Here is a 24,142-nt window from a genome sequence, read left to right on the forward strand (position 1 = left end):
TTTCGACTTGTCTGAAGTATCCTTAGATATAGAGTTAATCTTAATTTTTGGTGTTCTTGATTTATTCTTGTTCGTATCAACAGATTGTGTACTTAATTTAAGTAAAATAAAATTGAAAGCGACAAGACCAACGAGTATTATTAAAAAAGTTGCCATAATAGATTTGTTAGTTAATTATTAGATGCAATTAACCATAAATGGTTGCGTATGCACTAATAATTAGTTCATTTTATTGGGGGTAGGCTTTGCAAATGTACAATTTTTTTTATTTGTATAGATGCTTGCTACATAGATATTTAAAAATTGATACTTTGCTAAAGGTTTATCTTATGCACTTAATATATGATATCTTTGCACTTATTTTTATAAATATCCTTTATTAAGTAACGCTTTATATTAAGATATCCCTACCCTTGTATTTCACTTTTTTAATTTGAATTTAAGTTTATGAAGACCCTAAATGTCATAAATCAATTTTTTTGGGGTTATTTTTTTGTTAATGATTTGTAAATTGAATAAGTAATCTTGAACCTCGATAAGTGTTTCTTCTTTGATAAGAGATTGACTCCACTCTGTATGCTGTAGCCATTTTTGTATGTCTTCTAATTGTTGATCATATCTATAGGAAAGAGTTCTGTCTATGCTTGGGATATGCTTAAAATCTGTAGTGGTTGTGTTTATGATATCAAGAATTGTCTTTATTTCTTCTTTTTTTGAATCGAGTATATCTTCTCTAACGGCTATCACAAAACAAGGCCAGGGAGTAGGGCAGTCTATAACTCGCCTAAAAGTACCATTGTCAACCAATGGTTTTGTTGTAAAATGTTCCCACATGAAATAATCAGCTTTTCCGTTAGTTAATGCTTCAACTGCTCCATCTAGATTTTTTACAACTTCAAATTGTAGATGAGACGTATCCCATTTTTGGTTTTGAGCATTTACATAAGCCATTAAATGAGAACCTGATCCATACCTGCTAATAGCGGCTTTTGTATTTTGAAGATCAGAGAGATGAGTGTATCCTGATTGTGCACTTACATGAATTCCCCATACAAGAGGTGTTTGAATATATGTTTGTACAATTTTACTTGGATTACCAGCTATAATATCTTTTACAATACCTTCGGTAAGGATTATTGCCATATCGATATCCTCATTTCTTAGAGCTTCACACATGGCTCCTGTACCACCAGGATATTCAGTCCATTCTAATTGTATATTGTTTTTTAGATAGCTTCCGTCTTCAATAGTTAAATGCCAAGGTAGATTGAAGTGCTCGGGAACACCACCTATTTTTATAGTATGCATGCTATCCGATATTAATAATTGTGTATTTCATCGATTATTTGTGTTTTTTAACGATAAAAATAAATGGTTTTTATATATTTGTACTATTACTATTTTAAAGAAATATATCTTTAAAAAGTTTTAACCCCAAATAAAAACAATATTGCTATGAAAAAGAACTTTTTAAAAAATAAAAAGACATATGTAAAGGTTGCGAAGTTAAAAAATAATTCTCTTGAGAATGGCATTGTAATCTTTATTGCAGTATTGTTACTGACTAATTTATTGATTAGTCTTAAAATATTATTTGGTTAATATGTTTAGAAGTTTCTGATTACTAACTAAGTAATGAAAAAAGAATGAGGACCTACTACTCATTCTTTTTTATTTTCTATACATACTATTCATATATGGTAACTTACTATCTTATCTAAAGTGTATTTGATAAGTTTATTAACAGTTTCTTTTGGGTTTTTACTAAATTCTCCAGTAGCGCGATTAGCTACAATGGCATTCATGGATACGGCTTTGTGTCCTAACAATTTTGCCATTCCGTACATGCCGGCAGTTTCCATTTCTAAATTGGTTATTTTTTTATTCTCATAAGCAAAAGAGGCTATTTTTGTATTGAGCTCATTATCTTGTAGAGGTAATCTCAACACTCTCCCTTGTGGACCATAAAAACCTACATTAGTGAGTGTATGCCCTTTTTGAACTATACTACTTAGCATATGTTCTCCCAATTTTTTATCGTATACTACAGTATACGGCATTGATTTATTTTGATCTAGGTCTAAATGTTTAGTCAGCGCTTTTGAAATTTCTGGTAATTGTACATGGCTACTTTTATAGAAATGTAAAAGACTATCAAAACCGGTGGCAATTTCTGAAACTACAAAACTATCAATAGGAATATCGGGTTGTATTGATCCAGAAGTTCCTATGCGTACAATATGTAGCGCAGTGTGTTCTGTTTTATTTTTACGAGTGGTGAGGTCAATATTTACTAATGCATCTAATTCATTAAATACAATGTCTATATTATCGGTGCCAATACCTGTAGAAATTACAGTGATTCTATGTCCCTTGTAAATTCCTGTCTGTGTATGAAATTCTCGTTTCTGAATTTTGTATTCAATAGTTTCAAAATATTGCGTTATCTGGTCAACTCGATCAGGATCTCCAACAGTTATTATGTTTTTGGCAAGATGTTCGGGTCTAAGATTTAGATGGTAAATACTACCATCATCATTAAGAATAAGTTCGGATTCGGCTATAGCCATATTATAATTTTAATAGTGTGTGCGTTTCATTATTATATAAGTAATCATATTTTTTGACACCTCCATAATACCAATCTAATATTTGTGTATTGTAGAAGTTTTTTTTCTGTTGTAATGCTAGTTTTCCTCTTTCAGATAATAAAAGCCTGTCTTTTGTTTGATCCAAAAACTGAAAAAGTCTAGCAAGAACACGTTTCATCTGCATGTCGCCATATCCATAATACCCTTGATACTCTAAAGCATACCCCATAAGTTGTTTAATATTCTTGATGTGGTAATTATCTATCATTTCTAAGATATTATGCTCTAAAATATTAAGCCCTGTTAGCATATTAGGAAAACGTTGCAAATGTGCTCTTAAGCATATAGACATATATTCAAAAGAAGAATCTCTCTTAATTTGTCCTGCTATTTTCTGCGGTTTTGATTCACAGTATAAGGTCCAGATGTGAGAAGCAAATTCAAGATCATCTGTTGTTAATAAAATTTTATTTTTGTAATGTTCTTTTAGTTGACTGTCAGATAATTCGCAAAGTCCAAACAGTTTTTTCTCGTGCTCAATCCTACCACTGCAAACCAAATAAACAGGAATGTCTTTAATTCCTTTGCGAAGTAGTAGACTAATGGCTGCAATCATATTAATATGACAGAATAAATCATATTCGAACCACAATATGATTTCGGTATAACTAGTAAGATTATCTATTTTTTTGAGTTGTGAAACAAATTTTTCTTCATAATCAGAAGCATCGATTCTGTAATATTTCTTTAGAAAAGCTGCTCGTTTTTTAATAGAATTATCTGTTTCTACTTCAATTTCAGTAGGCCCTTCGCAAAGCATTTCGCGCCAGGTCATAAATTCACCGGTAACGAGACCTAGCTCTTTCATTCTATGAGTTAGGCTATCCCCGTTAGTAATATGTAATGTGTTTTTTTTCAAAATAGCTATTAATTATTATCCTCCAACACGTTTTACTCTAAATCCTTTTTCTTTAAGAATATCCATAATTTGATTTCTATAATCACCTTGTATGATTATAGCATCATTTTTAAAACTTCCACCAACACTTAGGCGAGTTTTTAATTCTTTAGCGAGTTTTTTAAAGTCTTCATCTGCACCTGTATATCCTTCAAGTATAGTTATGGGTTTTCCCTTTCGCTTTTCATACTTACAAAGTATAGGGTCATCCTGCATCCATATTTGATCTTGATGATCCTGCACATTTTCTTCCTCTTCAGGTTGGTGATCAGGAAATAAATTTTTTAATTGATCTTGTAAATCCATAAATAAGCCTATTTTTTTATTAGTCCAATTTCTACAAGTCTCTGATGCAAGAATTCTCCTGCTGTAATATCCTTATAGTGCTTAGGATTATCTTCGGTAACACACTCTTCTAAGCAATTTAGCTTCATGTCACTTCTTGGATGCATGAAGAAAGGAATAGAATACCTTGGTTCTCCCCATTGATCTTTAGGAGGGTTTACTACCTGGTGTATTGTAGATCGAAGCTTATTATTGGTGTGTCGTTCTAACATATCTCCAACATTAATAACTAGTTCATCCTCTTTAGGGAGCGCATCAATCCATTTTCCATCTCTATGTTGAACTTGTAATCCTCCTGTTGAAGCTCCCATTAACAATGTAATCAGATTGATATCTCCATGTGCTCCGGCTCTAACTGCGCCTTTAGGTTCTTTTTGAATAGGAGGGTAATGAATAGGGCGTAAAATACTATTTCCATTGCTTGCCCAATGATCAAAATAATGTTCGTCAAGACCTATATATATAGCTAATGCTCTAAGTACATATATTCCTGTCTTTTCGAGCATTTTATAGGCTTCCATTCCTGTACTATTAAAATCTTTAAGTTCTTCGACAAGAACATTAGCAGGATATTCTTCAATTAATTTAGCATCTGCATCTGGTTCTTGTCCAAAATGCCAAAACTCTTTAAGGTCTCCTTCTTTTTTACCTTTAGCATGTTCTTTACCAAAAGAAGTATACCCTCTTTGACCACCTAACCCTTCAATTTCATATTTTTCTTTAGTGTCTTTAGGTAGCGCAAAAAAATCTTTAATTTCCTTATATAAGTTTTTTACAAGTTCATCACTCAAAAAATGATTTCTTAATGCGACAAAACCTATTTCTTCATAAGCTTTTCCTATTTCGTTGACAAATTTTTGTTTTCGCGAAGGGTCATTTGATAAAAAATCTGCCAAATCTACGCTTGGTATATTATTCATTAGTCTATTCTTTGTGGATTAACAGCACTAAAATAGGTGTATTTGACCAAAAATTCCTAATAGCACTTCAAATTTATTTGTTGTTGTAAAATATCGGTCAAATTTGTCATTTATGAACACATAATCCTTAATTCATGGTAAATTTAACTAATTCGTAGAATTGTTTAAGGTAAATTAACAACTACTTAATAATATTATAATTGAGATGCGAGTTGTGAAGTAAAAATAAGTATTTTTACTTCACAAATTTTCTGCTATGGAGCACATTTCAAAGGAAAAAATAGAGCTACATTTTGACCGAAAAAAATACAAAGATGATCAGCTGATCTCGCTATATCTCAAAATGCTTAAACCTAGGCTTATTGAAGAGAAAATGCTTGTGTTGTTACGACAAGGAAAAATATCTAAGTGGTTTAGCGGGATAGGGCAGGAGGCAATTTCAGTTGGTGTAACAGCTGCTTTAGAAAGCGAGGAGTATATATTGCCAATGCATCGAAATTTAGGAGTATTTACAACAAGAGACATTCCTCTATATCGATTGTTTAGTCAATGGCAAGGAAAAGCAAATGGATTTACCAAAGGACGTGATCGTTCTTTTCATTTCGGAACACAGGATTATAATATTATTGGTATGATTTCTCACCTGGGTCCGCAAATGGGAATAGCGTGCGGTATTGCTATGGGTAATCTCTTAAAAAAGAACAATAAAATTACTGCAGTATTTACAGGAGAAGGAGGGACTAGTGAAGGAGATTTTCATGAAGCACTTAATATCGCTTCGGTATGGAACTTGCCAGTGTTGTTTTGTGTAGAAAATAATGGCTATGGTTTGTCGACACCCACTAGCGAACAGTATAATTGTAAGCATATTGCAGAACGCGGTATTGGATATGGTATGGAATCTCATATTATAGAAGGAAATAATATATTAGAAGTATATGATAAGGTTTGCAATTTGGCCAAAAGTATTAGGGAGAATCCACGACCGGTTTTATTAGAGTTTAAGACTTTTAGAATGCGAGGGCATGAAGAAGCAAGTGGAACTAAGTATGTACCTAAGGAATTAATGGAATATTGGAGTGTTAAGGATCCTATAGAAAATTATAAGAATTACCTGATTGACAGGGGAATAATTTCTGAAGAAGAGGATATTGAGAAAAAATCCATTATAAAAACTGAAATAGAAACCAATTGGGGACGCGCAAATACCGAAGAAGCGATTGATGTTAATTTGGATAAAGAATTAAATGATGTATATGTACCATTTGAATATCAGGAAATAAAACCGGGTACCGATACAAAAGAACTAAGATTAATTGATGCTATTTCTGATGGTTTAAAAGAAAGTATGCACCGATATCATAGGCTTGTGATTATGGGGCAGGATATAGCAGAATATGGAGGAGTTTTTAAAATAACCGAAGGTTTTTTAGAAGCCTTTGGAAAAGAACGAGTACGCAATACTCCAATTTGTGAGTCAGGAATTGTCTCTGCAGGATACGGTTTGTCTGTTAATGATTATAAAGCTGTTGTCGAAATGCAATTTGCTGATTTTGTGTCTTCAGGGTTTAATCCGATAGTTAATTTATTGGCAAAATCAAATTATCGATGGAACCAATCGGCAGATGTTGTGATTCGAATGCCATGTGGTGCAGGTGTTGGGGCAGGGCCGTTTCATAGCCAAACGAATGAAGCTTGGTTCACCAAAACACCGGGACTTAAAGTTGTATATCCAGCATTTCCATATGATGCAAAAGGCTTGCTGGCTACAGCGATAGAAGACCCCAATCCAGTGTTGTTTTTTGAACATAAAGCACTGTATAGAAGTATTCGTCAAGAGGTTCCCGAAGGATATTATAATTTACCATTAAGTAAAGCTTCTATATTAAAAGAGGGAGAAGATATTACTGTTATTAGTTATGGGGCGGGCATACATTGGGCGTTGGATGTGTTAGAAAAACATACACAGATCAATGCAGATCTTATTGATCTAAGAACACTGCAACCTTTGGATACAGAGGCAATATATCAATCAGTGAAGAAAACAGGTAAAGTTATTATTTTGCAAGAAGACTCACTTTTTGGAGGTATAGCTTCAGATATTTCAGCATTAATTATGGAAAATTGCTTTACATTTCTTGATGCACCAGTAAAACGAGTAGCGAGTTTACAAACTCCAATTCCATTTGATACTAATCTTGAAACTCAATATTTGGCTAAAAACAGATTTGAAGAAGAGTTGTTATTGCTGTTAGAATTCTAGTTTAGATACAAGTTGTTTTTTTGTGGATATATACTAGTATGATGCTGTAAATAACCTTAAGGATTATTTTTTTTTTTAACACATTGTGAAATTTTAGTTACTAAATTTTCACAATGTGTTTTGTTTTTAATGATATGATTTTCAGGAGTTTATTTGTATTTTTTGCGTTGATTAAAGGTTTTTAAGGTTAACAAAATATTATAAATTTTAAATAGGGGCAAAATCCCCTTTAACATATGTTGTATGTTCTATAAGTAAATGTTAATTTCGCGCTGATTATGCAAATGCATAGTCTTTTGTACTAAAAAACAGGGGCTTAAAATTATAATTCATGAATGCGAAACAACTAGAACATCTTCGTTCTTCAAAAATACTAGTAACTGGTGCAGCAGGGTTTATAGGGTCTAATCTTTGCGAAACACTTTTAGATATAGGAAGTACTGTAATAGGATTAGACAATTTTGCAACAGGACACCAAAAAAATATTGATCCACTTCTAAAAAAATCTAACTTTACTTTTATTGAAGCAGATATTAGAAATCTTGATGATTGTCATAAAGCATGTAATGCTGTTGATTTTGTATTACATCAGGCTGCATTAGGTTCTGTGCCACGCTCAATCAATGATCCTATTACCAGTAATGACGTTAATGTAGGAGGATTTCTTAATATGCTGGTGGCCTCTAGAGATGCTGGAGTAAAACGTTTTATCTATGCCGCAAGTTCTTCGACATACGGCGATTCTGAAGCTTTGCCTAAAGTAGAAGAAAACATAGGGAAACCATTGTCTCCATATGCTATAACCAAATATGTTAATGAGCTATATGCAGATAATTTTAAAAAAACATACGATTTAGATACAGTAGGGTTACGATACTTCAACGTATTTGGGCGTAAGCAAGATCCTAATGGAGCATATGCTGCAGTTATTCCAAAATTTGTAATGCAGTTTATGAAATATGAATCTCCCGTAATTAATGGAGATGGTTTATTTTCAAGAGATTTCACCTATATAGATAATGTAATCCAAATGAATTTATTGGCGATAGTTTCTGATAATCAAGAAGCAATAAATAACGTCTATAATACAGCATATGGAGAGAGAACAACACTAAATGAATTAACAGTTTTGTTAAAAGAATATTTATCTACATATGATGCAGCTATTGCAGATGTAGATATTGTGTATGGACCAGAACGTAAAGGGGATATTCCGCATTCTTTAGCTTCTGTTGATAAAGCGAAAACACTTTTGGGGTATGACCCAAAATTTGATATTAAATCAGGATTAAAAGAAGCAGTAAAGTGGTATTGGGAATATCTAAAATAACTCCAATTTTCTAGTAAATAAATAAAGAATAATTATGCAAGATATTAAAATTGCGATCATCGGATTGGGATATGTAGGACTACCTCTAGCAAGGTTATTTGCTACCAAATACTCTGTAATTGGTTTTGATATTAATGAAAAAAGAATCAAAGAATTATGTTCAGGAACCGACTCTACTTTGGAAATAGAAGATGAGTTACTAAAATCAGTGTTAAAGGATAGCGGAGATTTAAGCGAAAATGGACTCTACTGTTCTTCTGATATACAAGATATAAAAGGTTGTAATTATTATGTAATTACTGTACCTACTCCTGTAGATAAAAATAACAGACCCGACCTTACGCCTTTGTATAAATCTAGTGAAGCAGTTGCTAAGGTACTTAAAAAAGGAGATATAGTTATTTATGAATCAACAGTATATCCAGGAGTTACCGAGGAAGAATGTGTTCCTGTATTGGAGCGAATAAGTGGGTTAAAATTTAATGAAGATTTCTTTGCAGGATATTCACCAGAGCGAATCAATCCGGGAGATAAAAAGCATACAGTAGAGAAAATCCTGAAAGTTACCGCTGGATCCACTCCAGAAGTTGGAAAAAAAGTTGATGATTTATATGCTTCTATTATTACTGCAGGGACTCATCTAGCACCAACTATAAAGGTAGCAGAAGCAGCCAAAGTAATCGAAAACTCGCAAAGAGATATTAATATCGCTTTTGTTAATGAATTGGCTAAAATCTTTAACTTAATGGATATAGATACCAATGATGTGCTTGAAGCAGCTGGAACCAAATGGAATTTTCTCCCTTTTAAACCAGGACTTGTAGGAGGTCATTGTATTGGTGTCGATCCTTATTACTTGGCACAACGAGCACAAGAATTTGGATATCATCCAGAAATAATCTTGGCAGGACGTAGATTAAATGATAGTATGGGGAAGTATGTGTCATCAGAAGTAATTAAGCTTATGGTGAAACACGATATTCATATAAAAGGAGCTAAAGTATTAGTGCTCGGAGTCACATTTAAAGAGAATTGTCCTGATGTTCGTAATACAAGAGCAGTTGATGTCATTAGACAACTAAGAGATTTTGGAACCGATGTTACCGTATATGACCCATGGGCAAATCCTAATGAAGTAATGCATGAATACAATCTTGAAACAACAATACATTTACCAAAAGAGAAATTTGAGGCAGTGATATTAACTGTAGCACATAAAGAATTTTTAGATATAGATTTAAAATCTATGCTTGCACCAAATGGTATTCTGTATGATGTTAAAGGAATTTTGAAAGAAAAGGTACACGGAAGATTATAATATAAGCTAATCAAACGATAGTATAACAACTTAAGACCAATCATTTTGAGCCAATTAAAAAAAGGGGCTATATTAAATTATAGTACAATTATTCTTACGAATGTTATTGGGTTATTACTTACTCCATTTATTATTAGAAAATTAGGAGATGCTGAGTTTGGACTCTATACTTTAATCGGAGCATTTGTAGGTTATATAGCTATCTTGGATTTTGGTCTGCACCATACAATAGTAAGATTTGTAGCAAAATATAAAGCCGAAAAGGATAAAAAAGGAGAAGAGAATTTCTTGGCTATTACTATACTAATTTATTCACTAATCTCGGTAATTGTAATCATAATTGGTGCCATATGTTATTATAATTTGGATAGTATTTTTGGATCTTCTTTAGATAAAGAGCAAATAGTTAAAGCCAAAATAATGTTTATTATTTTGATTTTTAATTTAGCTATTACTTTACCAGGAGGAGCTTTTAAAGGGATTTCTTCAGGATATGAACAGTTTGTCTTTCCAAAATCAGTCGATATCTCTCGATATATAATAAGATCTTTAGTTTTAGTAGCTATTCTTTTCTTAGGAGGAAAAGCAATTTCTATAGTTATTTTGGATACTATAATGAACATCATAGTTATTATAGCTAATGCCATTTTTGTGTTTAAAAAATTAAAAGTAAAATTCAAACTTCATAATATTCAAATGTCTTTTGTAAAAGAAATATTTAGTTATTCTATTTGGATTTTTGTTTTCATAATAATAGCTCAATTTCAATGGCGAGTGGGACAAATAGTTTTAGGGGTTATGACAGATACAACAGTAGTAGCTATTTTTGCAGTTGGAGTTATGCTAGGAACTTACTATGGAGCTTTTTCGACGGCGATTTCAAGTGTTTTTTTACCTAAAGCTACCCAAATGATTGTAGCTAATGCCAGCGGAGAAGAATTAACTGCAATGATGATTAAAATAGGTCGTCTTTCTTTTATAGTATTAATGTATATTTTAGGAGCATTCGCTTTATATGGGAAACAATTTGTATTGTTATGGGTTGGAGAATCATATTATGATTCTTGGATAATTGCATTGATGATTATGATAGCATATACGTTCCCATTAGTACAATCGTTTGCAAACTCTGTTCTAGAAGCAAGAAGTAAATTGGCTTTTAAGGCAATTTTGTATTTGATTTCTGTGGTTATTGGTACTGCAATAGGAGCAGTATTAGCAGTGAAAAATGGAGCTACAGGAATGATATCGGGTACTATATTTGGTTGGTTGTCTGGACAGATAATAATGAACTTTTATTACCATAGAGTTGTAAAAATTAATATCAAAAGATTCTTTAAAGAACTTTTTAGTAGAACTATGATAGCTTTAATCTTGATATTAATAATTGGATATTTCATCAATTTTATTCCTGGAAATGGATGGCTAAATTTTGTAAGTAAATCAATATTGTATTCGCTTGTTTACTTTTTGATTATGTTTTATTTCGGTATGATTGTTTTTGAAAAAGATATGATTAAAGAATATTTATATAAGTTAATGAAATTATTGAAAATAAAACCTAAAACTTTATAAACTATGATTTTCAAATTAAGGACTTTATTGTGGCGAATATTAGGTGTTGATTATCGTCAGGTTTTAAAAATTCATGATTATGTTTTTCTTAAAAATGATCCGTTTACTAAAATAGGAAAACATACTTACGATAATGGAGCGATAGTATATCGATGGACAGATGCTCCTTTACAAATTGGTAAATTTTGTAGTATAGCAAATGGAGTGAAATTTATAGTAGACGAAGCTTTTCATGGGGCACCTTCAATAACTTCATATCCTTTGGTTAACAATCTTTACAAAAGGGGTACGAATCTAAACTCTGGAAAAAATAAAAAAGCATTTTTAGATCAAATAAAACAGAAAGCTGGGATAACGATTGGGAACGATGTATGGATCGGTATGGGGGCGTATATTATGCCTGGAGTAAAGATAGGAAATGGTGTGACTATAGCAGCAAATTCCGTGGTAACTGAAAAATCTGATATTCCTGATTATTCAATAATTGGAGGAGTACCAGCAAAGGTGATAAAAATAAAGAATGATAATCAAACGGTAGAGGAATTAAACAAAATTTGTTGGTGGGAGTGGGATACCGAAATAATAAAAGATAGAATAGAAGATTTTTATAAAGATCAGAAAACTTTTATAGAAAAGTATAAAACTGATAGGAATGGATAAAAAAATGAAGATAGCATATTGTATTGGATCACTTGCCAAACCTGGCGGTACCGAAAGAGTTTTGGCAAGTAAGGTTAATTATATGGTTGATAAATTAGGGTATGATGTGCATATTCTTATTATAGATCAGCATAGAGCTCCTTTGTGCTATGATTTTTCACCAAATATTCATATTCATGATATGAATACATCTTCATTGCAAAAAGGAAAAACGATACCAGGTTTAACCTATTGGATGAATGTTTTTCGAATAAGGAAATTGTATGATCAAAAATTTAAGGAAATTAAACCAGATGTTATTCTTGCGGTAGAAAGAGGATATCATGATTATGTTATTCCATATATAAGTCCAGGTATTCCAAAAGTAAGAGAGTTTCATTTTTCAAAAGGAGCAGTGCGTCTTAGGGCAAAACTAATGAAGTCTTTTAAAACTAGAATTAGATATAAGATATTGTATGCTATGTTGTATAAGCAATTTAAAAAATATAATAGACTTGTACTTCTAACTCAAGGAGATCAAGACGCAGAGAACTATGGTAATAATACTATCGTTGTCGAAAATATGATAGAAGCTTATCCAAAAACCTCTTCACTACTTAACGAAAAGAAAGTGATCAGTATTGGTAGTATGAATGATGATAGAAAAGGTTTTGATAAACAAATAAAAATTTGGAAAACGATAGTCAAATCTTTTCCTGATTGGACATTAGATATTTATGGAGATGGAATAAGATTTTCTCATTATAAAAAAATGATCGAAGAAGAGCAATTACAAAATAAAGTAATTTTACATGGTCGATCAAATGAGATACCTCAAAAATTAAAAGAATCATCCATATTTATAATGACTTCAGAAGCAGAAGGACTTCCTATGGTTTTAATAGAAGCAATGTCATCTGGATTACCTTGTGTGTCATATGATTGTCCAACAGGACCTTCAGATATAATAAAGGATGGAGAAGATGGATATTTGATTAAGTTAAATGATGAAAGTAGTTTTAAAGAAAAACTACAAGAATTAATGGCTAATGAAAAGCTTAGAAAAGAAATGGGTACAAAAGCAAGAAAGAATGCAAAAAGATATCTCCCAGAAAATATAATGCCCAAATGGGAAAAACTTTTTCAAGAATTAACAGGTAAGTCATGAAAATAAAAACGATCACTTGTCATGAAGTATATAATCATGGAGCTAGTTTACAAGAATACGCATTATTAGCATTTTTGAAAAGCTTAGGTCATGATGCTCAAACTATTCATTATAAACCCGACTATTTAAGTAATCATTTTAATCTCTGGAGGATATCCAATCCAAGATATGAGAAGAATATTATTTTAAAAACTGTATATCTAATCATAAAACTTCCAGAACGATTAAAGGTTTTAAAAAGGAAGAAAAATTTTGATGAATTTTCAAGAAGGTTTATTGAATCAACAGTAAAGTTATATAAAACGAATGAAGAGTTAAAGGCTGATGTGCCTGAAGCAGATGCATTTATATGTGGTAGTGATCAGATATGGAATTCTTTTTTTCCAAATGGAAAAGACCCATCTTTTTATCTTGATTTTGTTCCTAATAATAAGTTGAAAATTTCCTACGCCGCAAGTTTTGCTATTGATAAATTAAAAGATGATATCAAAGATTTTGTTAAAGAAAAGGTATCCAAATTAGATCATATTTCTACTCGAGAACCTTCAGGAATTGATATCTTAATAGATTTAGGAATTGACAGGGCAACACAGGTCTTAGATCCAGTATTTTTATTAACTCCCGTAGATTGGGAAAAGTTGAGCGCTCCAAAAAAAGAAGAAAATTATATTTTTGTTTACGATTGCGATAGTGATTCGTTGATACAAAGTTTCGCTACTAAAATGAAAGAGAAATATAATTGTAAAATAGTTACTGTGAATAGTAATATTAAGTATGCTGATGAAGATTATAGTCTTGAAGGTCCTGATATATTTCTATCATTAATACAACATGCAAAGTTCGTTATATCAAACTCATTTCATGCAGTGGCTTTTTCGATCATTTTTGAGAAACAATTCACTGTCTTTAATCGATTTGAAAAAATTAATACCCGTATGCGAGATGTTACAAGGTTACTAGAAATTCCCGAAGTACTTGTCTTAGATCAAGAACAAGTTCAAAATTATGATTATGTAATTGATTATGAAAAGATGAAACCTAAGTTGTCTTCATTAATTAATCATTCAAAGAGTTTTCTTCAGAATGCTTTAGGTAACCAAAAGAATTAAAAGAGATTTAAAATGTTTGCAAGATTAAAATCAAAATTACATGCCGTCATTTTTTGGCAAACTTCTCTAGGTGATATTGCTAATAAAATTTATGATCTTAAAATTTTTTACAAATATTATTTTAGAAACGATAAATTTAAAAGTAGAAAAAGTGAGAGAGCATTTTTGACAAAACAATATCATATTGTAGAAAAAGGTTTGGCTTTACCAAATCCCCGTATGGGTTTTGGTGAAAAAAAGATTCAACTTTTATTGGATAAAACTTCAAATTATATAAAACAATATGGAGAAGATGAGTTAACTTCTTCTATCAAAAATTGCCTATCCGAATATATAGAGTTTAATAAAAATAACAATGTTGATTTAGACAATAATTTTTTTAATAGAGTAATAGAATTTATTAGTAATAGTAGTTCTAAAAATGACGGGGGTACAAAAATGATTTCTAAAATGGAATTAGAAGAATCTATAAATATAGATTTTGAATCTTTTGTTAAAAGTCGTTTTTCGGTAAGAAATTTTGACAATAAGGATGTAGATATACAAACAATAGAAAGAGCCGTTGATATTGCCAAGCATGCACCTTCTGTATGTAATAGACAATCTTGGATGGCCCATATTTTTACGAAAAAAGGACAAATTTTAGAATTATTAAAATTACAAGGAGGAAATAACGGGTTTACAGATAGTGTTAATAGATTAGTAATAATTACCACAGATACCAAGGCATTTACTACTTTGGAAAGTAATCAGGTATATGTTGATGGTGGATTGTTTTCAATGAACTTGGTATTGTCATTTCATAATCAAGGGTTGGGGGCATGTTGTTTAAACACTTGTTTTCCTTATACAACTGAGAAAAAAGTTAAAAAAGTAGGAGATATTCCTGAGAACGAAAAATTGATAATGATGATAGGAATAGGAAATCTAAAAAAAGAATACAAAGTTGCTGTTTCAAAAAAGAAAAATTTATCAGAAGTGATAAAAATACATTAAAAAATAATGAAATAGCATTACAAAATTTAAATAAGTTGGATATATAATATAGAATTTATGATACCAAAAGTGATACATTATTGTTGGTTTGGAAGAGGAGAAATGCCAAAACTGGCACGTATATGTATAGAGTCCTGGAAAAAATATTTACCAGAATATGAACTTCATTTATGGAACGAAGATTCGTTTGATGTGAATAGTAACTTATATACAAAACAAGCTTATGAATCTAGAAAATTTGCTTTTGTTACAGATTATGTAAGGTTATATGCTTTATATCATCACGGAGGTATTTATATGGATACCGATGTAGAAGTAGTCAGGAACTTGGATTATTTTTTGCAATACCCTGCATTTTCTGGTTTTGAAGACGAAACTAATATTCCGACTGGATTAATGGCTAGCGCAAAAGAAGGTAATTGGGTTAAATATCTTTTGTCTTTTTATGATGATCGTGCATTTATTCGTCCAGATGGGACTTTAAATACCTTAACAAATACTGCTACAATAGGTAGAATGACAAAAGAAATGGGGTTTGTACCCAATAATCAATACCAATGTATAGCAGACGAAGTACATATTTTCCCTAAAGATTATTTTTGTCCAAAGTCTCAGGTGACGGGAAAAATAGAACTTACAAAGAACAGTTATTGTATACATCATTTTTCGGGTTCATGGTTGCCTGCTAATCGAAAAAGAATTACAAAATTCAAACGAATTGTAATGCGAGTTATTGGAGTTAAAGCTGTTGAGTTTTTAATAAAAACATTCAACTTAAAAAAATTAAAAGAACGTCTATGAGAAAGGTATTATTAATTTTTGGGACAAGACCTGAAGCTATAAAAATGGCTCCTTTGGTAAAAGAATTTAAAAAGTATCCAAAGAAGTTCGAAACTAAGATTTGTGTAACTGCTCAGCATCGAGAAATGCTAGATCAAGTGCTTTCTCTTTTTGATATTAAACCAGATTTTGACCTTGATTTAATGAAAAAAGGTCAAGATTTATACGATATAACTTCACGCGTTTTGTTGGGTTTAAGAGGTGTTTTAGAAGCAGAGAACCCAGATGTTATATTAGTTCATGGGGATACAACCACGTCTACAGCTGCCTCGATGGCAGCATTTTACCAAAAAATAAAAGTTGGACATATAGAAGCAGGCTTGAGAACCCGTAATATTTATTCTCCATGGCCAGAGGAAATGAACAGGCAAATTACAGGGCGTATTGCTACATATCATTTTTCTCCTACAAAACTTAGTAAAAAAAATTTGTTAGATGAAAGTATCAATGAAGATCAAATAATAGTAACTGGTAATACTGTTATAGACGCATTGCACTTGGTTCTGGATCAAATTAGAAAAAATACAAATATCCAAAATGATGTTTTTTCAAGTTTAGTAAATGTTGGTATATCAGAATCCAAACTTGAGAGTTGGATATCTTCCGAAAGAAAATTAGTATTAATAACAGGACATAGAAGAGAAAATTTTGGGCAAGGGTTCGAAAATATATGTCTGGGAATAAAAAAATTAGCTGAGAAATATCCTGAGGTTGATTTTTTATATCCAATGCATTTAAATCCAAATGTAAGAAAGCCTATCTCTGAAGTTTTTTTGGAAAACGAGTTGAACAATGTCGTATTTGTTGAACCTTTGGAATATCTCCCTTTTGTATATCTTATGAGTAAAAGCTATTTAGTACTTACCGATTCTGGAGGAATACAAGAGGAAGCGCCGGGAATAGGTAAACCTGTTTTGGTTATGCGTAATACGACAGAAAGACCTGAAGGACTTGAGGCCGGAACAGTAAAGTTGGTTGGAACTGATAAAGATTTAATTATAAATGAAGTTTCCTCACTAATAGATTCTAAAGAATTATACTTGAAAATGTCGGAAGCTTCAAATCCATATGGAGATGGATTTGCATCAAAAAGAATTGTTGAATATTTTATGAATACGTTATAATATCCGGACAAATGAAGGTATTGTATATTACAGATCAGATGTACCTACATGGGGGAGGAGAGCGTGTTCTTACAAATAAAGCCAATTATTTTATAGATAATGGTATTGCCGAAGTATATATTGTAACATCAGAACAAAAAGGAAACGCCCCTTGTTACCCAATTAAATCCGAAGTAATTTTCGAAGATTTGGCAATAAACTACAATCGGGCAATCAGTTATTTTTATCCATATAATTTTATTAAAATACCTAAACATTTTTTTAGACTAAACAGAATAATAAATAAAATCAAACCAGATGTTATTGTAACACTTAGTGCACAGTTTGATTATTATTTTTTACCCTTTATTCATAAAAAAATTCCTAAAATAAAAGAATTTCATTCTTCAAGACATTATGCTTCTTTAAGTAGAAAAAGAAATAGATCAGTTTTAAGAAGATTAATGTATAGGTTCAATGATTATATTGAATCAAAATATGATCGTCTTGCAATTTTAACTAATGATGAACAGCAATATTTTAAGTCTCAAAATACTGTTGTTATTCCAAATAGTTACACAAATTATCCAAAAAATAAATCTGATCTTACTAGTAAAATAGCTGTAAGTGCAGGAAGAATAGCTCCTGTAAAACAATTTGATAAGTTAATTGTAGCTTGGTGGCATATTGCTCAAACCCATCCCGATTGGCGCCTTGAGATTTATGGAAAAGGGGAAGAACAGGATGTGAAATTGTTACAAAAAATGATTGATGATTTTAATATAGGAAATCAAGTTAAATTATGTGGGGAGACAAATGATTTAGAAAGTAAAATGTTAAATTCTTCATTGTATGTGATGTCATCAAAAACAGAATGTTTTCCTATGGTTTTACTTGAGGCAATGACCTGTGGTTTGCCTATTGTATCATTTGATTGCCCACATGGTCCTGGAAATATAATCACAGATGATGGAGTTTTGGTAGAAATGGATAACGAAAAAAAATTAGCGGAAGCGGTAGTTTCTATTATTAATAACACTAAAGATCATAAAGAAAAAGGAAACAGATCAAGGGAAAATGTAAAAAGATACTCATTAGAAAAAATATGTAATCAATGGAGTGAATTATTTGTCAGGCTAATGAACAGTTAGAAAATATATTATTAAGTGTAATCATTCCAGTAGATTGTGACAGATTTTGGTTTTTTGTGCTTTTCTAAAAAAGTAGCAACTCTTTGAAATGTCGGTTGCCATTGTTTAGTAAAATTCGATTCTATAAGTAATGTTAGGACAGTAAAATATCTAAGTAATAGTATAGGATAGTGTATTTATTGGTAATAATATTAATGATTTTTAGAGATTGGTTTGATAGTTATTTTATGAACTTTAGTTTATTTAGATTTAATAATCAAATAGATTTTATTATTAATATTACACATGATTCAAAAAATACTAATAATTATAGAGCAAAATAGTGTAAAATGAGAATTAAGAAGAAATTATGTTTTGTTAATTGCAAACAATAAAACTATCTTTCTATTTACCTGTAAGATTTAAAGAATATTAAAGTAGACATTTCTAAATAATAATAATAATAACCCATAATGTTTGATTTCGTTCCTGCACAATCATATTATTCGTTTTATATAAATATCTCGTTTGGTATTGTGTTGTTTACATTGATGCATGCATTTGTACTTCCTATAACAGACAAAAAAAATATTTCATATATCAATTGGATAGGGTATGTATATCTATTGTTTATTATTTTGTATGTAGGATTGCGACCGGTTGAAGGAGGTGTTTTTGGTGATATGGGAACGTATAAAAGGTATTTTGTAAACTATGCCAACGGTGCTACCGTTATGATAGAGAAAGATGCTCTTTTTCATCATTTCATGAAGGTATGCTCATACGTAATGTCATCTGAGTTTTTCTTTTTAACATGTATGTTTTTGTATACGTTTCCATTATATAGAATATCCAAAGTGTTTTTTAAGGAGTATTGGTTTTATTGTTTCTTGATGCTTGCGGTGTCATTTTCATTTTGGACATATGGAACCAATGGAATTCGTAATGGTATGGCTACATCATTTTTTTTATATGGTCTATCTTTTATAAATAGAAATAAACTATTGATGGTTCTGTTTATTCTTCTCGGAAGTGCAATTCATCAAACAATGTTGTTACCAGCCTTCGCATTTTCAATCACTTATTTTTATTCAAAACCAAAACTATATTTAATTGGATGGCTTTTGGCTATTCCATTATCTATAGTTCTAGGAGGTTTTTGGGAATCGCTTTTTGCAAGCTTAGGTTTTGCCGACGACCGATTGGAAGGATACCTTACTGGGGATCCAAGTGAATATTCTTTTAGTAGTACAGGTTTTAGATATGATTTTTTGTTATATAGTGCTGCTGCTGTTTTTGTGGGATGGTATTTTATCTTTAAGAGGAATTTTGAAGATAAAATCTATATCAATATATATAATACTTACCTAATTTGTAATGCTTTCTGGATATTGGTTATAAGAGCTAGTTTTTCTAATCGTTTCGCTTATCTATCGTGGTTTATGATGGGGTTGGTAATTATTTATCCCTATCTGAAGAAAGAATTCTTTTCAAAACATCATATAGTAGTCGGTAAAGTGCTTACCGCATACTTTTTGTTTACTTATTTGATGTATTACATTTATTATGGAGGTTAACTACAATTGCAAAATCAAAAATAGACAATGAAAACACTAACAGTTTTTACACCAACTTATAATAGAGCTTATTGTTTAGGGCAATGCTATGATAGTCTTGTAAGACAGGTCAATCAGGATTTTGTATGGTTGATTATAGATGATGGTTCTAGTGACAATACTAAAGAATTGGTTGAGACATGGATCAAAGAAGGTAAAATTAGTATTAAATATCATTTCCAAGAAAATCAAGGAATGCATGGAGGACATAATAGTGCTTACAGTTTAATAGAGACAGAATTAAATGTTTGTATAGATTCTGATGATTTTATGCCAGATAATGCTGTAGATGAAATAATGAAATTCTGGAGTAGAGTAGAAAAAGATAGTAAAATTGCAGGAATTATAGGCTTGGATTCATACAAAAATGGAACAGTAATAGGGCAAAAAATACCAGAGCATATTACTAAAACTACGGTTGAAGATTTGTATTATAGATACAACGTTTCTGGAGATAAAAAAATAGTTTATAGAACCGAAGTGGTACAAAAATATCCGCCATATCCACTTTTCAAGAAAGAAAGATTCGTACCGTTGGGAGTATTGTATTTGCTTATAGATAAAAATTATGAACTGTTATGTCTTAATGAGGTTTTGTGTGTTGTTGAATATATGGAAGATGGGTCTTCACGAAATATTGTAAAACAGTATTATAGGCATCCGAAAGGATTTCAATATGCACGAATGATTAACATGAGGCATTCAAAATATATAAAAGTTCGTTTTAAAAATGCCGTTCACTTTGTTTCTCACAGTTTACAATTACTCGATTTTAAAATGTTTAATAAAACCCCCAGATTCTTTTTAACAATATTTGCTTTTCCAATAGGTGTTTTGCTTTATGGGTATGTTAGATATATAAATACCTTCAAAAAATGAAAGTACTTCAGGTTATAAACTCTCTCTTGTCTGGAGGAGCAGAGAAGTTATTAGTTGATTCTATTATAAAATATGAAAATAAAGGATTACAGGTAGATTTACTTCTTTTGTACGGAGAGAAAACACCTTTCTATGAATATCTACAATCACGATCTAATGTTAATATAATTTCATTAGGAGATAAGAGTTTTGTGTATAATCCGATGTTTGCTTTAAGACTAAATAAATATTTAAAAAGATATGATATAGTTCATGTGCACTTATTTCCTTCTCTATATTGGGTGGCACTAGCAAATTTGATTAGCCTTAAAAAACATAAAATTGTACTTACAGAACATAGTTCAAGTAATAAGAGAAGGAATCATAGTTTTTTTAGAACAGTAGATAGAATAATTTACAAGCAATTTAATAAGATCATCACTATTTCTAATTCGGTAAATGATAACTTACAAAATCACCTTGGTTCTAAGTTTACAATGGTGCATAAAATATACAATGGCATTGATCTAGAAGCAATACGAACTGCCAAAGAATATGACAAGTCAGAATTAGGTTTAGATAAGGATACAAAATTGGTGATTCAGGTTTCCAGTTTTAGATACCCAAAGGATCAAGAAACAGTGATTAAAGCGATATCTAAATTGCCAGAAAATGTGAATTTATTGTTGGTTGGCGACGGAGAATTAAGAAAAAAATGTGAAGAATTATCCGAAAAACTGCGCATACAGCAAAGAGTTTATTTTTTAGGAATAAGATCGGATGTTCCTAGATTACTCAAAACCTCAGATATTGTTGTTTTATCATCTCACTATGAAGGATTATCTCTTTCTAGTGTAGAAGGAATGGCTTCAGGAAAACCTTTTATTGCTACTAGCTCTCCAGGCCTAAAGGAGGTTGTAGAAAATGCCGGAAGATTATTTCCAATAGGTGATGTTAGTGCTTTGGTTAAAGAAATCAGTAGTCTATTAGACGATTCAGTTCATTATAATGAAATTGTTTATTCTTGTCAGAAGAAAGCAAAACTCTTTGATATTGAAATTATGACTGATAAGTATATTGAAGTTTATAAAGAGATAATAAAAAATCCGAAACAACAAATCTAAGTTTCGGATTTTTTATTAATTCACAATTTCCTTGTTATTAATTATTACAAGTATTATCGTTACCAATAGATATATTAAGCCCATCAGTAGTAGTTTGTTCTATACAGTTGAAATTTCCACTAACAGAAATATTATTGCTTGCAATCTGAATGTTTTTACATCCGGTATCCAGACGAATACCATGTGAATTGGAAGCAGAAATTTTATTACTAGAAACATTACTATTTTTGGCTTTTACTAGTCTTATACTACTTTGATCAATAGTGTTGCCAATAAAATCTACACCATTAGTATTGCTTAAAGTAGTTGATGTAGATATATTATCTCTAATAACAAGTTTATAGTTTTCTTGTCCAGAGTTATTATTTATATCTACAAATATAAAAGATGTTCTCTTTACATCTATATTATTATTGCGTATTGTTACATTATTTATATATTCAGATAATCCAGCACTAACAATACCATTACTTGTTTCTTTACTACTTCTTATAGTATTTTCATAAATTTCAGAATTCGTAAGTATTTCTATAGATATACCTACTTTACAATCAATAATTTCATTACTATAAACCTTTAGGTCTGTATTTGCAGTCTTAATACCTGTAGAAAAACCAGTAATAGTATTTCCATATACTTTATTACCATAGTTTCTTTCATACCTGTCATTACGGCCTGCTGTTATTGCTGTACCATTATCCGCCGTTTTATCTGTTGTACTGGTAATAGTGTTATTTCTTATAATTGTTCCTATAGTGGTGGAATAAGAGATAAGGTTTTCCATTTGATTTCCTTCTATAGTTACTCTATCACCTGTATGAACTGTAAAGCCTCCAACTCGACTTCCTTTTTCAATATTGTTTCTTATTATGATATCCTCAACTACTTGATTAGGTTGAGGACCACTACCTCTTGCGGCTTCAACATCTATAGCAAAACCAGGGGCGGTACCTTGTGATGAAGCAGTATGAATTCCTGCATCAATAAATTCATTATCCTCAATTGTGATATGGTGCCCATCTGTAATAGATAAACTATTCCTTCTGTTTCTCAAGAATTTACATTTGGTTACTATAAGGTTACGTGCAGGATTATAATTAGGACTGTGGGCATGACTAGTTGCATTAATAGACATTCCATCTCCGGTAGCATCCATAAAGGTTACTCCATCTACCAAAACAGTATTACATGAGGCCAAACTTAATAAAGTTGGCCACTCATGAGAACCTGGACTATTGTAATCATGTTGATCACGTTCTCCATGTAAGATACCACCTTTTATAACTACATTAGAGTTTCCGTCCGTAACAGTAAGTAAAAGTGGCCTTACATTACCATTAGGCTGCATTCTCAAATGTGTATTGTCAGTCATTATAAGATTATAATCACCAGGAATATTGATAGCTGCTTCCCGTGCAGTAGCTTCTGCAAGAGGCTTATCAACCTTGAAAAAAGCATCAAGTTTGTCAACGTTAAAAGTATCTCCTTGTAACTCTTTAACTTTATAAATCACATTTTGAAAAATATCTTTGTTGTTTTTAGCTACTTGATCAGAGACTTTTCCTTCTGCGATACCCCATCTTGATGCAAAAAAATTAAAAGTAGGTTTTTTAAGTTTTACATCTCCTTCGATTTCTAGATTAGAATTTAAGAGTTCACCAGCAATAGTACCGCCATCAAAAACTAGTTTTCCATTTTTAATATCACCTCCGTCAAATTCAAATTTAACATTAGAGGGCAGTGTAATCGTTTTTCCATCAAGATCCAATACACAATTAAAAATGATTGTAGCATCAGCTGCAACATTAGATAATATATCTGAACTACAAGGTGTAGTAACCACATTTGGTGGTATATCTGGATCAGGTACAGAATTTGGATCTGGATCTGGATTTTCAACTTCAACAACAGGAGCAGTATCATCTAAATTTTCATTGCTACAGGATATAGCAATATAGCTCATCAAAATAAGTAGGTAATAAGGTAATCTTTTCATTTTTGGGGGGTGTTTTTATAGGTTATTTATTCAAACAACGCAATATTGTGTATTTAATTGTGTAAAATTCATTTTGAAATGTTAATTTTTTTTCAGAAATACAAAATACTGGTTTCTAATAGAGTTATCCGTATTTATTTTGTTGAATACCCGTAAAAAAGAGTCGTTTTATGATGAGTTAATTTTAAGAAAAATAAAAAAATGAATAAAATTTTATTTTAAAGTTTTCAAACACTACCTAATACCTATATTTGTATTTCAAT

Annotated in this window: 20 protein-coding genes; 14 read left to right on the forward strand and 6 right to left on the reverse strand. The window is 31.1% G+C overall.

Annotation, left to right across the window (positions count from 1 at the left end):
• Positions 1-456: 456 nt before the first annotated feature.
• The 5 genes from ATE84_RS14720 to ATE84_RS14740 form a co-directional block, all read right to left on the reverse strand.
• On the reverse strand, positions 457-1,308 hold the full coding sequence (locus tag ATE84_RS14720) for a substrate-binding domain-containing protein (protein WP_101448679.1): 852 nt from the start codon (positions 1,306-1,308) through the stop codon (positions 457-459).
• A gap of 383 nt (positions 1,309-1,691) precedes the next feature.
• Positions 1,692-2,570 carry a nucleoside phosphorylase gene (locus tag ATE84_RS14725; protein ID WP_101448680.1) on the reverse strand — a complete coding sequence of 293 codons (879 nt, stop codon included), beginning with the start codon at positions 2,568-2,570 and terminating at the stop codon, positions 1,692-1,694.
• Position 2,571: 1 nt separating this feature from the next.
• On the reverse strand, positions 2,572-3,510 hold the full coding sequence (locus tag ATE84_RS14730) for a DUF1835 domain-containing protein (protein ID WP_101448681.1): 939 nt from the start codon (positions 3,508-3,510) through the stop codon (positions 2,572-2,574).
• A 15-nt stretch (positions 3,511-3,525) separates the two neighbouring features.
• The gene (locus ATE84_RS14735; protein ID WP_101448682.1) at positions 3,526-3,855 is read right to left on the reverse strand and encodes a translation initiation factor; all 330 of its coding nucleotides are present in this window, start codon (positions 3,853-3,855) and stop codon (positions 3,526-3,528) included.
• 8 nt (positions 3,856-3,863) lie between these two features.
• A complete protein-coding gene (locus ATE84_RS14740) occupies positions 3,864-4,814 on the reverse strand; it encodes an isopenicillin N synthase family oxygenase (RefSeq protein WP_101448683.1) in 951 nt (316 codons plus the stop codon).
• Between the two features lie 256 nt (positions 4,815-5,070).
• Between ATE84_RS14740 and ATE84_RS14745 the strand changes: the two genes are divergently transcribed.
• The 14 genes from ATE84_RS14745 to ATE84_RS14810 all read left to right on the forward strand — a co-directional run bounded on the left by ATE84_RS14745 (position 5,071) and on the right by ATE84_RS14810 (position 21,883).
• Positions 5,071-7,077, forward strand: a complete 2,007-nt coding sequence (locus ATE84_RS14745) for a thiamine pyrophosphate-dependent enzyme (protein ID WP_101448684.1) — start codon at positions 5,071-5,073, stop codon at positions 7,075-7,077.
• A 331-nt stretch (positions 7,078-7,408) separates the two neighbouring features.
• Positions 7,409-8,407, forward strand: a complete 999-nt coding sequence (locus tag ATE84_RS14750; protein ID WP_101448685.1) for an SDR family oxidoreductase — start codon at positions 7,409-7,411, stop codon at positions 8,405-8,407.
• 34 nt (positions 8,408-8,441) lie between these two features.
• Positions 8,442-9,725 carry a nucleotide sugar dehydrogenase gene (locus ATE84_RS14755; protein WP_101448686.1) on the forward strand — a complete coding sequence of 428 codons (1,284 nt, stop codon included), beginning with the start codon at positions 8,442-8,444 and terminating at the stop codon, positions 9,723-9,725.
• 45 nt (positions 9,726-9,770) lie between these two features.
• A complete protein-coding gene (locus ATE84_RS14760) occupies positions 9,771-11,300 on the forward strand; it encodes a lipopolysaccharide biosynthesis protein (RefSeq protein WP_101448687.1) in 1,530 nt (509 codons plus the stop codon).
• A 3-nt stretch (positions 11,301-11,303) separates the two neighbouring features.
• Positions 11,304-11,960 carry a CatB-related O-acetyltransferase gene (locus tag ATE84_RS14765; RefSeq protein WP_101448688.1) on the forward strand — a complete coding sequence of 219 codons (657 nt, stop codon included), beginning with the start codon at positions 11,304-11,306 and terminating at the stop codon, positions 11,958-11,960.
• Entirely contained in the window at positions 11,953-13,107 is a 1,155-nt protein-coding gene (locus tag ATE84_RS14770) for a glycosyltransferase family 4 protein (RefSeq protein ID WP_101448689.1), read from the forward strand. Before ATE84_RS14765 ends, ATE84_RS14770 begins: the two co-directional genes overlap by 8 nt.
• On the forward strand, positions 13,104-14,216 hold the full coding sequence (locus tag ATE84_RS14775) for a polysaccharide pyruvyl transferase family protein (RefSeq protein ID WP_101448690.1): 1,113 nt from the start codon (positions 13,104-13,106) through the stop codon (positions 14,214-14,216). Before ATE84_RS14770 ends, ATE84_RS14775 begins: the two co-directional genes overlap by 4 nt.
• A gap of 12 nt (positions 14,217-14,228) precedes the next feature.
• Positions 14,229-15,212 (forward strand): nitroreductase family protein, encoded by a 984-nt coding sequence (locus tag ATE84_RS14780; RefSeq protein ID WP_101448691.1) that lies wholly within the window; start codon positions 14,229-14,231, stop codon positions 15,210-15,212.
• Positions 15,213-15,269: 57 nt separating this feature from the next.
• Positions 15,270-16,013 carry a glycosyltransferase family 32 protein gene (locus ATE84_RS14785; protein WP_101448692.1) on the forward strand — a complete coding sequence of 248 codons (744 nt, stop codon included), beginning with the start codon at positions 15,270-15,272 and terminating at the stop codon, positions 16,011-16,013.
• Positions 16,010-17,176, forward strand: coding sequence for a non-hydrolyzing UDP-N-acetylglucosamine 2-epimerase (gene wecB / locus ATE84_RS14790; RefSeq protein ID WP_101448693.1), 1,167 nt, complete (start codon positions 16,010-16,012; stop codon positions 17,174-17,176). Before ATE84_RS14785 ends, wecB begins: the two co-directional genes overlap by 4 nt.
• An 11-nt stretch (positions 17,177-17,187) precedes the next feature.
• The gene (locus ATE84_RS14795) at positions 17,188-18,306 is read left to right on the forward strand and encodes a glycosyltransferase family 4 protein (RefSeq protein ID WP_101448694.1); all 1,119 of its coding nucleotides are present in this window, start codon (positions 17,188-17,190) and stop codon (positions 18,304-18,306) included.
• A 452-nt stretch (positions 18,307-18,758) separates the two neighbouring features.
• The gene (locus ATE84_RS14800) at positions 18,759-19,862 is read left to right on the forward strand and encodes an EpsG family protein (protein WP_101448695.1); all 1,104 of its coding nucleotides are present in this window, start codon (positions 18,759-18,761) and stop codon (positions 19,860-19,862) included.
• A 27-nt stretch (positions 19,863-19,889) separates the two neighbouring features.
• On the forward strand, positions 19,890-20,780 hold the full coding sequence (locus ATE84_RS14805) for a glycosyltransferase family A protein (protein ID WP_101448696.1): 891 nt from the start codon (positions 19,890-19,892) through the stop codon (positions 20,778-20,780).
• The gene (locus tag ATE84_RS14810; protein WP_101448697.1) at positions 20,777-21,883 is read left to right on the forward strand and encodes a glycosyltransferase; all 1,107 of its coding nucleotides are present in this window, start codon (positions 20,777-20,779) and stop codon (positions 21,881-21,883) included. The genes ATE84_RS14805 and ATE84_RS14810 overlap by 4 nt, the downstream gene beginning before the upstream one ends.
• Positions 21,884-21,920: 37 nt before the next feature.
• Here the strand turns inward: ATE84_RS14810 and ATE84_RS14815 are convergent, their stop codons facing one another.
• A complete protein-coding gene (locus ATE84_RS14815; protein WP_101448698.1) occupies positions 21,921-23,879 on the reverse strand; it encodes a right-handed parallel beta-helix repeat-containing protein in 1,959 nt (652 codons plus the stop codon).
• Positions 23,880-24,142: the final 263 nt, after the last annotated feature.

This window comes from Aquimarina sp. MAR_2010_214, from assembly GCF_002846555.1.
Taxonomy (GTDB): domain Bacteria; phylum Bacteroidota; class Bacteroidia; order Flavobacteriales; family Flavobacteriaceae; genus Aquimarina.